At 43.2% G+C, this 15,604-nt stretch carries 14 protein-coding genes and 1 tRNA gene; 4 read left to right on the top strand and 11 right to left on the bottom strand.

Features of this window, described 5'->3' with window-relative positions:
• Positions 1–36: 36 nt before the first annotated feature.
• Positions 37–1,812 carry a bifunctional 3,4-dihydroxy-2-butanone-4-phosphate synthase/GTP cyclohydrolase II gene (gene ribBA, locus H6G74_RS14680; protein ID WP_190968371.1) on the bottom strand — a complete coding sequence of 592 codons (1,776 nt, stop codon included), beginning with the start codon at positions 1,810–1,812 and terminating at the stop codon, positions 37–39.
• A gap of 394 nt (positions 1,813–2,206) precedes the next feature.
• Between ribBA and argC the strand changes: the two genes are divergently transcribed.
• Complete coding sequence (gene argC, locus H6G74_RS14675; RefSeq protein ID WP_190968370.1) at positions 2,207–3,265, top strand: N-acetyl-gamma-glutamyl-phosphate reductase; 1,059 nt, start codon at positions 2,207–2,209, stop codon at positions 3,263–3,265.
• Positions 3,266–3,334: 69 nt separating this feature from the next.
• On the opposite strand, the gene eno is transcribed toward argC, so the two are convergent.
• Both eno and H6G74_RS31540 read right to left on the bottom strand, forming a co-directional pair.
• Entirely contained in the window at positions 3,335–4,624 is a 1,290-nt protein-coding gene (eno, locus tag H6G74_RS14670; RefSeq protein ID WP_190968369.1) for a phosphopyruvate hydratase, read from the bottom strand.
• A 107-nt stretch (positions 4,625–4,731) separates the two neighbouring features.
• A complete protein-coding gene (locus tag H6G74_RS31540) occupies positions 4,732–4,863 on the bottom strand; it encodes a hypothetical protein (protein ID WP_277927157.1) in 132 nt (43 codons plus the stop codon).
• A gap of 255 nt (positions 4,864–5,118) precedes the next feature.
• Between H6G74_RS31540 and bchM the strand changes: the two genes are divergently transcribed.
• Complete coding sequence (gene bchM / locus H6G74_RS14665; RefSeq protein WP_062290560.1) at positions 5,119–5,805, top strand: magnesium protoporphyrin IX methyltransferase; 687 nt, start codon at positions 5,119–5,121, stop codon at positions 5,803–5,805.
• A 400-nt stretch (positions 5,806–6,205) separates the two neighbouring features.
• Here the strand turns inward: bchM and glcD are convergent, their stop codons facing one another.
• Together glcD and H6G74_RS14655 are read right to left on the bottom strand one after the other, a co-directional pair.
• Positions 6,206–7,678 carry a glycolate oxidase subunit GlcD gene (glcD, locus tag H6G74_RS14660; protein WP_190968368.1) on the bottom strand — a complete coding sequence of 491 codons (1,473 nt, stop codon included), beginning with the start codon at positions 7,676–7,678 and terminating at the stop codon, positions 6,206–6,208.
• A 166-nt stretch (positions 7,679–7,844) separates the two neighbouring features.
• The gene (locus tag H6G74_RS14655; protein ID WP_242051234.1) at positions 7,845–8,909 is read right to left on the bottom strand and encodes a potassium channel family protein; all 1,065 of its coding nucleotides are present in this window, start codon (positions 8,907–8,909) and stop codon (positions 7,845–7,847) included.
• Positions 8,910–9,178: 269 nt separating this feature from the next.
• Between H6G74_RS14655 and H6G74_RS14650 the strand changes: the two genes are divergently transcribed.
• Positions 9,179–10,462, top strand: coding sequence for an aspartate aminotransferase family protein (locus H6G74_RS14650; protein ID WP_190968367.1), 1,284 nt, complete (start codon positions 9,179–9,181; stop codon positions 10,460–10,462).
• Between the two features lie 67 nt (positions 10,463–10,529).
• On the opposite strand, the gene H6G74_RS14645 is transcribed toward H6G74_RS14650, so the two are convergent.
• From H6G74_RS14645 to H6G74_RS14625, 5 genes are all read right to left on the bottom strand, one after another.
• Positions 10,530–11,087: a glutathione S-transferase family protein gene (locus H6G74_RS14645; RefSeq protein ID WP_190968366.1), complete on the bottom strand. Its 558-nt coding sequence runs from the start codon at positions 11,085–11,087 to the stop codon at positions 10,530–10,532.
• A gap of 13 nt (positions 11,088–11,100) precedes the next feature.
• On the bottom strand, positions 11,101–11,565 hold the full coding sequence (locus H6G74_RS14640; protein WP_190968365.1) for a hypothetical protein: 465 nt from the start codon (positions 11,563–11,565) through the stop codon (positions 11,101–11,103).
• 530 nt (positions 11,566–12,095) lie between these two features.
• A complete protein-coding gene (locus H6G74_RS14635; protein WP_190968364.1) occupies positions 12,096–13,211 on the bottom strand; it encodes an LptF/LptG family permease in 1,116 nt (371 codons plus the stop codon).
• Between the two features lie 136 nt (positions 13,212–13,347).
• Positions 13,348–14,076 carry an LPS export ABC transporter ATP-binding protein gene (gene lptB / locus H6G74_RS14630; RefSeq protein ID WP_190968363.1) on the bottom strand — a complete coding sequence of 243 codons (729 nt, stop codon included), beginning with the start codon at positions 14,074–14,076 and terminating at the stop codon, positions 13,348–13,350.
• Between the two features lie 172 nt (positions 14,077–14,248).
• A complete protein-coding gene (locus H6G74_RS14625) occupies positions 14,249–14,746 on the bottom strand; it encodes an LptA/OstA family protein (RefSeq protein ID WP_190968362.1) in 498 nt (165 codons plus the stop codon).
• 243 nt (positions 14,747–14,989) lie between these two features.
• Here H6G74_RS14625 and H6G74_RS14620 point away from each other — a divergent pair.
• Positions 14,990–15,076, top strand: a tRNA-Ser gene (locus H6G74_RS14620).
• Between the two features lie 96 nt (positions 15,077–15,172).
• On the opposite strand, the gene H6G74_RS14615 is transcribed toward H6G74_RS14620, so the two are convergent.
• Entirely contained in the window at positions 15,173–15,550 is a 378-nt protein-coding gene (locus H6G74_RS14615; RefSeq protein ID WP_190968361.1) for a hypothetical protein, read from the bottom strand.
• Positions 15,551–15,604: the final 54 nt, after the last annotated feature.

Genomic DNA, 15,604 nt, shown 5'->3' with positions numbered 1-15,604 from the left:
TTACACCCATTTTTTACTAAAAACTTGGGTGCAACTTTAGAGTGACTTGGTAAAACTATAAATCTTCTGTTTTTCTAGGCGATCGCTAATTGCAGAAGGCAAAGTATCTGAAGACAAGATTTGTCGATCAAGTTGAATTTGCAAGTTGCTCAGGGGATCACTACCAGAGGAAATCAGAAATTCTAGTTTCTGAATATAAGGTAAGGTGGTGAGATGATCCAAAATTTGGCAGACAGCTTGCACATAAGGATGACCGTTTTGCTGGTACCAATCACAGCTCGCTACCTTTGGTTGGTCAAAGCCTAAGTGTACTGTTAAAGATGGCTCATCGAATAATGCGATCGCCAAAGGACGGGCTTCTTCTTGCAATAATAAATCGTTGCTTTTGGCTAAATGGCGTAATTTTTCCAACCTTTCATAGCGTTTGGTTACTGATTGGGGATCATCTTGCCAATGAATGGCAATTGTCACGAGATAAGTCTGCAACAGCATGTGACCTAGTTTTTTCGCCTTGGTTGCGAGGTAATAAGAATTGTAGTCGTTGGACTCAATTAACAACGGTACGCGGTCTACGACTTCCAACCCATAGCCTTTAACCCCCGCAATTTTCCGAGGATTATTAGTAATTAGGCGAATTTTTTTAACACCTAAATCCATGAGCATTTGCGCTCCCATACCGTAGTCACGCAGGTCAGCCGGAAATCCTAAACGCTCGTTAGCTTCTACGGTATCTAGTCCCATATCCTGTAAGGAGTAGGCTTTGAGTTTATTAATTAAACCAATACCTCGGCCTTCTTGACGCAGGTAAACAACGACACCTTGTCCAGCAGTTTCAATCATTTTCAAAGCGGCTTGCAACTGCATCCGACAATCACAGCGCAAAGACCCCAACGCATCGCCAGTTAAACATTCTGAGTGCATCCGCACCATGACTGGTTCATCTTTGAAATTTGCGGGGTCACCTTTGACAATAGCAACGTGTTCGCAATTATCGAGGGTGTGACGGTAAGCGTAAATTTTGAAATGACCAAACTGAGTGGGTAACTCAGCAATACTTTCCCGGACTACGAGGCGGTCATGTTGCAGGCGATAACTGATTAAGTCCGCAATACTGATAATTTTTAAATTGTGGTTTCTGGCGTAGTCAATTAACTGGGGTAACCGCGCCATTGAACCATCGGAGTTTTGAATTTCACAAATCACTCCAGCCGGGTACAGTCCAGCCAAGCGAGATAAATCTACAGCCGCTTCTGTATGTCCGGCGCGTTTGAGGACACCGCCAGCCTTGGCACGAATCGGAAAAATATGTCCAGGACGACGTAAATCTAAAGGTTTGGTGGCGGGGTTGAGGGCGACTTGAATAGTCCTAGCGCGGTCTTCGGCAGAAATCCCGGTGCTAACGCCTAAATGGGGGCCTGCGTCGATACTAACAGTGAAGGCCGTTTGGTTAGTGTCCGTAATGTTAGTAACCATTAACGGCAAATCTAGCTCGTCTAGGCGATCGCCTGTCATCGCCAAACAAATCAGCCCTCTAGCTTGCACCGCCATGAAATTAATCATGTCAGGTGTAGCAAATTGAGCCGCACAAATCAAATCACCTTCATTTTCCCGGTTTTCGTCATCTACCACCACAATGACACGACCTGCTTTGAGATCCGCCAAAGCAGCATCTATGGAATCAAATTTAAAAGTTGGTTGAGATGCAGCACTGTAATCAGTGGTTTCTCCAGCTTGCGGCGCTACACTCATTTGCGAGTTTTCACCTTCAGATGGAGTGTTATCAGACTGCCATGTAGGTTTAGGCATTGACACAAAAAACTTCCAGTTAGTGATAGTAAATTTTTTTTAACAATTTCTATATTGTGATTGTAACTCCTTTATACGGTGGAGAATACACTAGTACCGCTACGCGGAAGTCAAAAGTCAAAAGTCAAAAGTCAAAAATCTTATATCACAAGCTTTTCACCAAATTTCTGCCGCGTTGTACTAGCAATGATTCGATAACATGGCCTAGCCTCTACCGTTAAAATTGGGGTTCAGCACGAAAGTGCAATCATAGTTAACGTAGTCAAGGGGATAGGGAAATTCAAAAAGAACAAATTCATCGTGCTGAGGTAACAAAGGACAAAGGACAAATGACAAATGACTCTTGACCTTTGACCATTGACTGATAAATTAATCAAAAGCGGATAAGGATTTCAAAATCATGGGCAATTTTAGGCGCGTACCCGTTGGGATTGTTGGCGCGTCAGGCTATGGTGGAGTGCAGCTAGTTCGATTACTGATGGAACATCCAGAAGTGGAACTAGTTTATTTAGGCGGTGAAAGCAGTGCGGGAAAATCTTTTGGGGATTTGTACCCACATTTGGCTCATACAGTAAATTTGCCAATTGAGGCGGTAGAGCCAGAGGTAATTGCTCATCGCTGTGAAGTTGTATTTTTGTCTCTGCCAAATGGTCTGGCTTGCCAAATTACACCGCAATTATTAGAAAAAGGCTGTAAGGTTCTGGATCTGAGTGCGGATTATCGGTTTAGTGATTTGGCAACTTACACCAGTTGGTATGGACAAGAAAGAAGCGATCGCACTGCGGCGGCGACGGCTGTTTATGGTTTACCGGAACTTTACCGCGATCGCATTGCCGAAGCCCAATTAATTGGTTGTCCTGGCTGCTATCCCACCGCCAGCTTGTTAGCATTATCACCACTTTTAAAACAAGGCTTAATTGTGCCAGAAACCGCCATTATCGATGCCAAGTCTGGCACATCAGGCGGTGGAAGACAAGCAAAAGTCAATTTATTACTGGCAGAAGCTGATAATTCTCTAGCTGCTTATGGTGTTGTGCGTCACCGTCACACCCCAGAAATTGAGCAGATTTGTAGCGACTTAGCCGGTCATGAAGTGACTGTACAATTTACACCCCACCTCATCCCAATGGTGCGCGGCATTTTGGCGACTGTCTACGCTACACTGCGCGATCCCGGCTTGGCGAGAGATGATTTAATTACAATTTACAATGCTTTTTACCGCAATTCCCCTTGGGTCAAAATCTGCGAAAGTGGTGTTTATCCCCAAACCAAGTGGGCTTGCGGTAGCAATCTTTGTTACATCGGTGTAGAAGCTGACCCGCGTACAGGTCGGGTAATTGTGATGTCAGCAATTGACAACCTAATTAAAGGCCAAGCGGGTCAAGCAATACAGTGTTTGAACTTAATGATGGGTTGGGATGAAACCTTGGGGTTACCTAAGTTGGGATTCTATCCATAGTTAGGGAGTGGGGAGTTGGGAGTGGGGAGTAGAAAAATTCCCTAGTCTCTAGCCCCCAGTCCCTAGCCCCTATTTCGGACCTAAACCCACTGCACCAGCATAAATAGCGCGATCGCCTAATTCATCTTCAATTCTCAGTAAGCGGTTGTACTTGGCAACCCGTTCGCTACGACAAAGAGAACCTGTTTTAATTTGACCAGCGCGGGTAGCTACTGCTAGGTCAGCAATTGTTGTGTCTTCGGTTTCACCGGAACGATGACTGATGACTGAGCGGAAACCGTTGCGAGTTGCCATATCAATTGTTTCTAATGTTTCGGTCAAAGAACCAATTTGGTTGAGTTTAATCAACACGGCGTTACCAGCTTTAGTTTCAATACCTTTCCGCAAACGAGTAGCATTGGTTACAAACAAGTCATCTCCTACCAATTGTACCCGTGAGCCAATTTTCTCAGTCAGCAATTGCCAGTTAGACCAATCTTCTTCGTGTAAACCATCTTCGATTGAGACGATTGGGTATTGGTCAACTAATTGACCTAAATAATTGATGAACTCAACGGGAGAGTGGGGTTTACCATCGTAAACATACTGACCATCTTTGTAAAATTCGCTGGCTGCCACATCTAACGCCAAAGCGACTTGTTCCCCTGGCTTGTAACCTGCTTTTTCAATCGCCGCCACCAGCAATTCTAAAGCGACTTGGTTGGACTCTAGGTTAGGCGCAAAACCGCCTTCATCGCCCACCCCAGTCAGCAAGCCTTTGTCATCCAAAACTTTGCTGAGAGTGGCAAATACTTCTGCACCCCAACGTAAAGCCTCTTTAAAAGAAGACGCACCAATGGGGACAATCATAAACTCTTGAAAATCCACGTTGTTAGCTGCGTGTGCGCCACCATTAATCACATTCATCAATGGGACTGGTAATAAATTCGCCAAAGGGCCGCCTAAATAGCGATAAAGGGGAATACCCAAAGATTCCGCACCGGCTTTGGCTGCTGCGAGGGAAACAGCCAAAATTGCATTTGCTCCTAAATTGGCTTTGTTAGGCGAACCATCCACCGCAATCATTGTGCGATCGATTAATTCTTGGTTCAGCGCATCCAAATTTAACAACTTGGGAGTTAAGATTTCTTTGACGTTCTGTACTGCCTTGAGAACACCTTTACCGCCATAGCGGCTTTTATCATTGTCCCGCAGTTCGTGAGCTTCAAAAGTTCCTGTAGAGGCTCCACTGGGAACCTGCGCTAGTCCCACAGCACCATTTAGCAAATGCACCTCGGCTTCAACGGTGGGTCTACCCCGTGAATCGAGAATTTCCCGTGCGACAATTGCCTCAATGGCTGTATCTACAATGTTACTCATCTGTGCTTTGTCCTTTATTCGAGTGCGTTCTTAGAGTTGAGCGCCTTAAGTCCAGTGGATTAACCTAATCGTTAGCATAGGCTGTTCAGCGACCTGATGGGCTGAGATTAAAGAAGATTTCCAGATATAGTTAAAGTGCTGAGTGCTGAGAAGCCAGTGCGTTGGGCGGCTCCGCCGACTCCCTCACTGGCGTTGCTGAGTATCAAGTCAGTTATTTCAGAGTTACGAGCAATCAACATTGTTCTAATCTTGCGGTAAATCCCTTTAGGATATGCGAACTTTGGATTTTGGATTATTTCTGAGTCAAAAGTCAACAGTAAGCCATATTGTGCCTAGTTAAGTGCTGAGTTGAAAGTGCTGAGTGCTGAGTAAATGATTCTTCCACTGTCACCTGTCCCTTTTTCCGCAGGAAGTTGATTTTTCGATGAAAGCGATCGCTCTTGCTGCCAACAATGATAATTTTAAGGATTGGGAACCCTTAAAAATCGAAGTTTATGAACGCAGCCGACGATAAAACGATTGTTCGTGAGTATTTCAATTCCACAGGGTTTGACCGATGGAAGCGGATTTATGGCGATGGCGAAGTCAATAAAGTCCAGCTAGACATCCGCTATGGTCATCAACAAACAGTGGATAAAGTTATCGGCTGGCTGAAAAATGATGGCAATTTATCTGAGCTATCAATCTGTGATGCTGGCTGCGGTGTAGGTAGCCTGAGCATTCCCTTGGCAACGGAAGGGGCTAAGGTTTTTGCCAGCGATATTTCTGAAAAAATGGTGGAAGAAGGCAAACAAAGAGCTATACAAGCTTTAGGAAACGCCTCCAACCCAACTTTTGCTGTCCAAGATTTAGAATCTTTGACAGGCAATTACCACACCGTAATTTGCTTGGATGTACTTATCCACTACCCCCAAGACAAAGCCGATGAAATGATTTCTCACCTTTGTTCTTTGGCAGAATCACGGATAATCATCAGTTTTGCACCCAAAACTTGCGCTCTCAGTTTACTCAAAAAAATTGGTAGTTTCTTCCCTGGTGCCAGCAAAACAACTCGCGCTTATCTGCACCGTGAAGCTGATGTAGTTAAGATTATCGAGAAAAATGGCTTTACAGTCCAGCGTCAGGAAATGACTAAAACTCGCTTCTATTTCTCTCGCTTACTAGAAGCAACACGCAAGTAAGTGCTGAGTCACCGAAGTTTGCCAGGGCGGGGGAAATCCCCGAACTTTGCTCAACGCTGGGAACCCGCCCACGCAAGTTCTCTCTGAGTGCTGTACACTTTATGGGGGCTAAAAGAGTTGAAATCTTTGCTGTCTATGTTGCAATAAAGTTCAGTTAAGGCAACAACTTAGACTGGTGTAGGTTGGGTGGAGGAACGGAACCCAACATTCACGCATACTTTGTTGGGTTACGCTATCGCTACACCCAACCTACTATTCTCTTAACTGAACCGTATTGGTCTATGTTGGAGACAGCATAAATCAGTGAGCAGTCAACAGTTATCAGTTTCTTTGAAGACTGATGACTGTTAAATTGAGAATACCAATATCTCAGATCATTCTATTCGCTAATTTCTGAAAACTAATATCTTTCTACGCCTTCAAACTGCTTGTGATTCATAGCTTTTGCTGCTTCGCCACAGGTGCGGGGTGTGGGGAAAATTTTGTCTGGGTTGGCTAAACCTTGGGGATTAAATACTTGTCTCACCCATTGCATTGTTTCTAAATCGATGCTGTTAAACATTTCTGGCATATAACATTTTTTATCAGAACCAATGCCATGTTCACCAGAAAGACTACCACCCACTTTTACACAAAGCTTGAGAATTTCTCCGCCCAATTCTTCAACTTTTTCTAATGCACCAGGGACAGAATTATCATAAAGCACTAAGGGATGGAGATTACCATCACCAGCGTGAAAGACGTTAGCAATTTTATAACCAAATTTTTGACTTAAGTTTTCAATTTCTTGCAAAACATAAGGCAATTGTGTACGGGGAATCACGCCGTCTTGTACATAATAATCAGGGCTTAAATGTCCAGCCGCAGCAAAGGCCGCTTTTCTTCCTTTCCACAATTTTAAGCGGGTTTCTGGGTCACTTGCAGAGGTGACATTCCGTGCGCCATTTTGTTGACAAATTTCGGTAATTCTTTGTTTTAAAACTGCAACTTCGACTTCTAAACCATCAATTTCTACTAGCAGAATAGCAGTCGCATCTCGCGGATAACAATTAGTTGCGACAACATCCTCAACAGCATTGATGCTGAGATTATCCATCATTTCCATGCCACCAGGAATTATCCCGGCACTGATGATATCAGAAACACTAGCCCCCGCAGCTTCTACACTTGTAAAATCTGCCAATAATACACAAATTGATTCGGCACTTTTGAGAATTCTGAGGGTAATTTCTGTGGCGATTCCTAACGTACCTTCAGAACCAACAAATATACCTGTTAAATCATATCCTGGTGTTTCGGGGATTTGTCCACCTAAATCAACAATTTCTCCTTCTGGGGTGACAATTTTTAACCCAAAAACGTGATTGGTGGTGACACCATATTTTAAACAATGCACCCCACCGGAATTCTCGGCGACATTACCGCCAATTGAACAGATAATTTGGCTGGAAGGATCTGGCGCATAATAAAATCCGGCACCGCTAACGGTTTGCGTTACCCAACTATTAATTACTCCTGGCTGCACAACAATGCGCTGGTTTTCTAAATCAACGCTGAGGATTTGTCGCATTAATGAAGTGACAATCAATACAGAATCTTCTAATGGTAAAGCACCACCAGATAATCCTGTCCCAGAACCCCGTGCGATAAAAGGAACAGAATACTGATTACAGATTTTTACCACCGCCGCGACTTGTTCTGTGGTTCTGGGTAATACAGCCACAGCCGGACGTTGACGATAGCTAGTTAAACCATCACACTCATAGGTAATCAATTCTTCGCGGCGTTGAACTACACCATTTTTACCAAGGACAGCTTCAAATGCGTTGATGATAGGTTGCCAATTCCGTTGTTGTTTATCTTGGGTAAGCATAGAGTTTTAGGTAGATGACTCTGTAGAAGGCAGGAGTAGATTTATATGAATATTATTATTTTTGCAAGGATAGCAGTTTAGGGGAAGAAAATAGCGATCGCCCAAATTACATTCAGCATACATCCGCGTCCATCTGCGGTTAATTTTTCCTGTTACCTATCCCCTATCACTGATTTTTCGGCTTGCGTAATATTTGCGAACCAATGGGAACCAGAACTTGGTTCAGACTCCGCAACTGTTCGGCTGTCCCCATACAAATTAAGGTATCTCCTGGCATTAATACAGTATCACCAGTGGGGCCGCCAATAAGATTACCATCAACGCGGCGAATGGCTAAGACTAATGCACCAGTTTGCGATCGCAGTTTGGCTTTTTGCAAGGTTTGTCCGACAAAGGGAGATAAGCTCGAATCAAGTAAAAATTCTTCCATATACAACTGTCGGTCTGCACCCGAAAGAATGCCATCTACAAAGTCTAATACTTGCGGTCTCAAGGCGGCTGCGGCCATCCGCTTCCCCCCGGTAATGTATGGTGAAATTACGGCATCTGCCCCACCACGCTGTAATTTTTGTAACGCTTCTTCCGTACTGGCGCGAGCGATCGCCCGAATATCTGGATTTAATGTTTTTGCCGATAATACTGTATATAAATTTTCCGCATCCGAAGGTAGGGCAGCAACTATACAAATTGCTCTTTCAATCCCCACATGGAAAAGCGTATCATCTAAAGTAGCATCACCTTGGTATACTATATAACCTTCTCCTTGCGCCCTTTGCACAGATTCAAACTCCGAATCTATGACCACAAAAGGTACGCCTTCCGCCCGAAATTCTCTGGCAATTTGCCGACCAGTGCGACTAAATCCACAAATAATATAATGTTCGGTCAAGGATTCCATTAAGCGCCTCTGTTGTCGTAGCCGAATTCCTTCTTGAAAGTAGCCTTCGATGATGGCTTCTGTAAATCGATTGACTATGTAACCAATATTAACTACGCCCAATAAAATTAGGGCAATGGTAAACAAGCGTCCTCGGCTGCCTAGTGGCTGTGTTTCCCCATATCCCACCGTAGCTAAGGTAATCACTGTCATGTAAGCGGCATTTTCCCATGACCAACCCTCTACAAATCTGTACCATAAAGTGCCAATCAGGAACACACCCCCAAGGGCGATCGCTCCTGCCATTAGCTCTTTTTGGATACGTTGATATTTTCTCTCAAGAGTGGAATACATGGTTTAACAGTTAACAGTTAACAGTTAACAGTTAACAGTAAAATCCCTGGGCGAAAAGGCGCACCAATTGGTTAACAGCGTTGGTGGCGGTCTAAATTACCTGCCATCCGCCTGATAACTGATCACTGATAACTGATGGCTGATTTAAGGATATTTAAGCGTTAGCCTAAAAGAAATCATGATTTGCGATCAATCACAAGAAATTTTTAACAATTTCGAGGAAACTAGTAAGTGAGTGTAGAATTAAAAATTTTCAGGAGGAGCGGTTAGTGAGCTTACCAACTCTAGTTGAAGAAGCCAGCATCCCCCCAGCATCAGGTTCAGTGTCATCTATTCCTTTTGATTCGGATAGTTTTAACGCAGCCGTGATGTCAACTTATGGTCGGTTTCCTTTAGCCTTAGAAAAAGGTGCAGGATGCCGTGTTTGGGATACACAGGGGCGGGAATACCTAGATTTTGTGGCGGGAATTGCCACTTGCACCCTAGGACACGCCCATCCAGCAATGGTTGAAGCTGTGACACGCCAAATTCAAAAGCTGCATCATGTTTCTAATTTGTACTACATTCCCGAACAAGGGGAATTAGCCAAATGGATTATCCAACATTCTTGTGCCGATCGCGTATTTTTCTGTAACTCTGGAGCCGAGGCGAATGAAGCGGCGATTAAACTAGCACGTAAATATGCCCATACAGTTCTAGATATAGAAAAGCCAATTATTTTAACGGCGAATGCTAGTTTCCACGGGCGGACTTTAGCAACGATTACCGCCACCGGACAACCCAAGTATCAAAAATACTTTGATCCCTTGGTTCCAGGTTTCCATTATGTACCTTACAACGATATTACTGCCATCGAAACAGCCATTAGTGAGTTAGATGAAGGTGATTATCGTGTTGCGGCGATTTTATTAGAACCATTGCAAGGCGAAGGCGGCGTGCGTCCTGGTGATGTGGTTTACTTCCAAAAACTGCGGCGTATTTGTGATGAAACCGGCATTTTATTGATTTTTGATGAAGTGCAAGTCGGAATGGGACGCAGTGGTAATTTATGGGGTTATGAACATCTCGGTGTCGAACCAGATATCTTTACCAGCGCCAAAGGTTTGGGCGGTGGTATTCCCATTGGCGCGATGATGAGTAAAAAATTCTGTGATGTTTTTCAGCCAGGAGAACACGCCAGTACTTTTGGTGGGAATCCTTTTGTTTGTGGTGTGGCGCTGAGTGTTTGCCAAACCTTGGAAAAAGAAAATATTTTGCAGAATGTCCGTGAGAGGGGAGAACAGTTACGTACTGGATTAAAAGCGATCGCCGCTAAATATCCCCAGTATATTTCTGAAGTGCGGGGTTGGGGCTTAATCAATGGAATGGAGTTAGCTGCTGACATTTCTCTAACTGCTGGTGAAGTTGTCAACGCCGCTATTAGTGAAGGTTTATTACTTGTCCCCGCCGGGCCAAAAGTGGTGCGCTTTGTCCCACCATTAATTGTCAGCGAGGCAGAAATTGACCAAGCTTTACAAGCTGTAGATAAAGTACTAGCCAAAATTACTGGTTAAAAAGGCAAAAGTAAAAAGTTAAAAGGCAAAAGTATACTTTTAACTTTTTACCTTTTACTTTTTACTTTTAACTCCGTCCACCAATACCTTTTTTAAAGGCTGGACGTTCAGACATCCGGTTAATATATTCCCCAACTGCTGGGTAGGCACTGAGGTCTAGTTTCAGCATCATCGGGATGTAAGCAAGAATTGATCCCACCGCCACATCCGCAACTGTGAATTCATCACCCAGAATGAAGGGTTGTTGTTGAAAAATTTCGTTTAGTGGAGTTAACAACCTGGGTACTTCCCGTTCTCTGGTTGATTCGTTAAAAATCCCTGATGCCAGAGTAGAGTTAGCAAACAACACCCACTGATAGATTTCTGCACGTTTTTCTATTGAATCTGGGAATTTGCCATACTTTTCATTCAAATACAGCAAAATCGCCCCAGATTCCCAAAGCTGAAAGTCATCATCAATTATTGCTGGGACTTTTCCCATCGGGTTAATCTGCAAGTATTCGGGCTGCAAATGTGCGCCTGCTTGCATATCTAGCTGAACAAACTCGTAGGGAAGTTCTAGTTCTTCGAGATACCATTTGGCGATCGCAGCCCGACTAAAGGCACCACCGTAAAGTTTTAGCATAACCACTTAATATTTAAAGAACCTTGTGTGTATGTGAATGCTGTTTCACATTGTCTTCTTTAGTGACAACTCTGGCAGCATTTAACACCCGTTTACGTTCAGTAGAATACTTGAAATTTGTGTAAGTCGTACCCAAAGGAATTAAATTTTTGCTGCTTTCGCTGCGTTTATAAGTCCGCGCTGCTGCAAATACTCTTTGGGCAAATTCTTCACCAAACTGTGCCGATGCAGGAAAACCTGCGGGTAATAACGGCTTTTCACCCTCCAACACTGCACCTACAGTTGTGGCACAAGCCAGTTTATAGGAAGTTGGAATATCTTGTATTAATGTTTCTAAAGATGCAGAAGGAATTGGTTCTATAACTTCAACTTGATGAACTTCCCCATCTTCTTTAATAAAACAGGTTGCCAAGCCAATAACAACATAATCATCGGCAGCTAAATCGGCAGTATTTTGATCAGACATTGCGGTTGTCATGAGAAAATTGTCGCAAAACTTTAAAATTGGAAAATGTATAACTAGAGATTGGCAAATGTATAGCAATCCTAAATGATTTATAAACCTCTCTCCCTTGTTTACCCTGTCTTCCTTGTCTCCCTTGTCTTTGCTGTTTACATATCAACTAGGACTGCTATAGATGCTAGTAGTTCACCAACCGAACATTGCCGTGTAGACTTAGCAGGGGTGCAGGGGGCAGGGTGCAAGGGAGAGAATCTTTCCCCTCTGCTCCCTGCTCCCTGCTCCGAAGCTTGCCACCACGCAAAGTTATCTTGGCAGACTACTAGTGAAGGGAGAAACACAGCAACAAAAAACACTAAAAGCGTCTGAAAGTTGCAATGTTTCTTAACCCTTTTCTCCATCTCTCTTGAACGGCTAGTAGGATTCTACCAAGTTGTTGCTCATTTGCCATTTTCTCCTGATTGTTTACAAATATATTGCTCAGAATCTTTTTCTCCCTCTGCTCCCCTGCTACCCCTCATAATTAGATATTTTTTTAGTTGGAGTCCCTAACGCCTAGCTACGCGCATCAATAAAAATAAACCTATACCTAAGAAAATAAAATTAGGCAACCAAGCACCCAAAAAGGGAGAAATCACACCTGCTTGTCCGATCGCACCACTAACAAAAAATAGTAAATAGTAAGTAAAAATCACAATCACGCACACGCCAAAACTTGTACCTCTCCCAGTGCGTTGGGGGACGGTTCCCATTGCTGCGCCGACTAAGCCAAACACTAAACAGACAAAGGGTAAAGCAATTTTTTGTTGAATTCTGACTTGCAGCTTGCGAATTTTTTGGCGATCGCCTCCTAATTTTTCCACTGTTAACTGTTCTAAAGATTCGGAAATATTCATTTCACCATAGTCGCGGCTTTTTTCTACCAGACTCAGTGGTGTGCGGGGGAGTTTGAGTTGCTGCTGTTCAAAACGTAAAATGTTGCGATAAGAACCATTAGGCGCAACTAAATAAATAGTGCCATTGTAAAAATCCCAAACGCTTTGCGAACCATTCCATTGCGCTGATTCCGCCACAACCACCTGATTCAGCCCTGCTGTAGAACGGTCAATAATTGTTAAACCTTTCATGCGTTTACCGTCAAACTGGTCAGCATAAAATAAGCGTGCCAGCATCTTAGTTTTAGTTCCGTCGGCTTCTTGGATATCACGGTATTCGGGATAAAAAATATTTTGTTGTTTTAAAACTGGCTTATCAGATTTAATAGCATTTTGAAGAGTTTGATTTGCTTGGTAATTAGCTGTTGGTGTAATTTGTTCGTTAAAGACAAATGTCATACCTGTGACTAATAAACTTAACACAACAGCAGGCAGCACCATCCGATAGACACTTACCCCACACCCGCGTAATGCGATGAGTTCACTTTCGCTAGAGAGACGACTATAAGTCATCAAAGTCGCCAACAGCGTGGACATGGGAAAAGCTAACACGATAAAATATGGCATTTTTAACAAGAAGACTTGAATCGCAATGCCCACAGGTAGCCCCGATTCAACAATTCTTCTTACTAAGTCAAATACCGCATCAATTGTTACGCCAATCGATGAAAATGCCCCGACACCAAAAAAAAATGGTGGTAGCAATTCACTGAGCAAATAACGATCCATAATCGTAAATGGCAGCAGTGAATTAATACTATAAAAAGACTGTTGCTTTGTTGCAATCATAAGCAAATAAGAGTTTATGGTTTAACCCTGGTTAATGCGTAATTTGTAACTTATCAATTTAAATTTTTCTGTTTTTTTAAACGTGAAAATTATCCCCTAAATAGTATTGCCGGACGAGAGGATTGCTGTAAAGTTCGTCAGCTGTCCCAGAAGCGAGAATTTGCCCTTCACGCATAATATAGGCGCGGTCAGTGATGGCTAACGTTTCACGCACATTATGATCTGTGATTAAGACTCCCATACCGCGATCGCGCAGTCCTGCTACAATTTCTTGAATTTCTGAGACTGCGATCGGATCAACCCCAGCAAACGGTTCATCTAACAATAAAAACTTTGGCCCTTCTCTTCCCGCCGCCAACGCCCTGGCTAATTCTGTCCGCCGTCGTTCACCACCAGAAAGTTGAATACCTTTGCTGTTAGCTACTTTCTCTAACCGAAACTCCTTCAGCAAAGTATACAATCGCTTCGACCACTCCCGTTTAGGGACATTGGTTTGCTCTAAAACCAGAAGTATATTATCTTGCACAGTCAGTTGGCGAAATATACTGGCTTCCTGGGCTAAATAGCCAATACCCAAACGCGCCCTTTTGTGCATAGGGACACCAGTAATATCTTGAGTATCTAGCCAAACGCGCCCTTGATTGGGTCGTTCTAAACCTGTGGCAATGTAAAAGGTCGTCGTTTTGCCAGCACCATTCGGGCCTAATAAACCAACGACCTCACCCTGAATAACAGAAAGATTGACGCGATTGACAATGGCTCGCTTGCCATAAGATTTGTGAATATTCTCTAAAACAATTTTCACTATCAGCGTTGATTGATACTAAGTAGTTATTATGAACTGCATACACTAGTGGCGTGGCAAGGCTACTAGGACTTATGAAAAAGGGATTAGAGGCTAGAACTAGTTTTTTTACTCAGCACTCATAATTGTGAGGATAAACCAGGAAGTTATTCCCCGCAGTTCTACTTAAATATTAATTTGCAGGCTTGAGATTTGGTGTTTTGGGGGCTGGTGTATTATTTTGTCCACCTATTTCCGAGTCTTCCACCATATAAATCGACTCTACCTGACGATTGCCTTGGGGTAAAGCGACAAACCTGCCTTCATCAATTAAATATGTCACCTTCTCTGCCCGAATACTATTGCCGCCTTGCTGCAAAATATAGACATTGCCACTAAAATCTATGCGGCGTTCTTTGCTAAAGTATTGGGCTTGAGCCGCAGTTGCTTGGATTTGCCGCGCTGGATACAACATCTGCACATTACCACGGGCGGTGATAATTTGGCTTTTAGCGTCATATTCTTGGATATCTGAGCGAATAGTTAAAGGCCGATTACCAGCAGCAGACTGCGCGGTTGCTGTTTGTGTTTGGCTAGGAAAAGTAAATGCGCCTAAAAGTGCTACTGGGAGTACCAAGGCTAGACCAAAGCGACGTAGTTGTGATGTTAGGGATTGATTGCAGGGCTTCATAGAAATTTGGGGTTCAGAATTTCTGATTTGATACTAATTATCTCAAGTACTTTCTCCAGCGATAACCTCTACAATCTGGAATAGCTTGGGATAAGTCATGGCTGGAAAACTGACGTTTGGCAGAACGTTGAAGTTTCATCATGATCATATAAGTCTAATGCGGATTTCCCAAACAAGCGATCGCTCTCTGGATTTGGAGTGTTATCATATCTTAGGAACTTCTTCCCATTTCTATTAATACCTGGAGAGGTGGCAGAGTGGTTGAATGCGGCGCACTCGAAATGCGTTAAGGATGTAAGTTCTTCGGGGGTTCAAATCCCCCCCTCTCCGTTGTTAAATAAAACCCCAAGCAAAAAATTAGGGTAGTAAACAAGATGTTTGTTACTACCCTAAAGTTTATTTATATTACTTAATTACTACACAAAATTACTTAACTTCTTCAGGTGCAAACTTCTCAACTTTACCTTTTTTCACTGCGACAACAACATCAAAGGTAGAACAGTAAGAAAATGTCGTATTACTAGCTTTGTTGTAAAGGTTAACTACATGACCTGCACCACCAGGCTGAATTCCAACTGGTTCAAGGTCGCCAAAGAAGAAACGACGTAGTTGATCACCACTACCAAAAACACCTTTATTCTTGATGATCAAGTCAATTTTTTGTTGAGCGGACAAACCTGTAGCATCAGCAGCTGAAACCGGAAGTATAGAAATTGAAGGTTTTACAGCCTGAAATGAGATATTCCCAACTGTCAACAAACCAGCTACGGCAACACCTGTTAGTAAGGAAGGGGCGAATTTCATTGGTTATTATTCCTTATGTTTGAGCTTTAGAGCAGCTATCCAGAGCATCTCAAA

Source organism: Nostoc spongiaeforme FACHB-130, from assembly GCF_014698475.1.
GTDB lineage: Bacteria > Cyanobacteriota > Cyanobacteriia > Cyanobacteriales > Nostocaceae > Nostoc_B > Nostoc_B spongiaeforme.
Note: the sequence above shows the minus strand (reverse complement) of the source record. Positions and strands in the feature narration are given on the sequence as shown.

Excerpts from the sequence above, each read along its gene's own strand:
- argC (WP_190968370.1), top strand. The coding sequence starts at position 2,207 with ATGGGCAATTTTAGGCGCGTACCCGTTGGGATTGTTGGCGCGTCAGGC.
- eno (WP_190968369.1), bottom strand. The coding sequence starts at position 4,624 with ATGAGTAACATTGTAGATACAGCCATTGAGGCAATTGTCGCACGGGAA.
- H6G74_RS31540 (WP_277927157.1), bottom strand. The coding sequence starts at position 4,863 with ATGTTGATTGCTCGTAACTCTGAAATAACTGACTTGATACTCAGCAAC.
- bchM (WP_062290560.1), top strand. The coding sequence starts at position 5,119 with ATGAACGCAGCCGACGATAAAACGATTGTTCGTGAGTATTTCAATTCC.
- glcD (WP_190968368.1), bottom strand. The coding sequence starts at position 7,678 with ATGCTTACCCAAGATAAACAACAACGGAATTGGCAACCTATCATCAAC.
- H6G74_RS14655 (WP_242051234.1), bottom strand. The coding sequence starts at position 8,909 with ATGTATTCCACTCTTGAGAGAAAATATCAACGTATCCAAAAAGAGCTA.
- H6G74_RS14645 (WP_190968366.1), bottom strand. The coding sequence starts at position 11,087 with ATGCTAAAACTTTACGGTGGTGCCTTTAGTCGGGCTGCGATCGCCAAA.
- H6G74_RS14640 (WP_190968365.1), bottom strand. The coding sequence starts at position 11,565 with ATGACAACCGCAATGTCTGATCAAAATACTGCCGATTTAGCTGCCGAT.
- H6G74_RS14635 (WP_190968364.1), bottom strand. The coding sequence starts at position 13,211 with ATGGATCGTTATTTGCTCAGTGAATTGCTACCACCATTTTTTTTTGGT.
- H6G74_RS14625 (WP_190968362.1), bottom strand. The coding sequence starts at position 14,746 with ATGAAGCCCTGCAATCAATCCCTAACATCACAACTACGTCGCTTTGGT.
- H6G74_RS14615 (WP_190968361.1), bottom strand. The coding sequence starts at position 15,550 with ATGAAATTCGCCCCTTCCTTACTAACAGGTGTTGCCGTAGCTGGTTTG.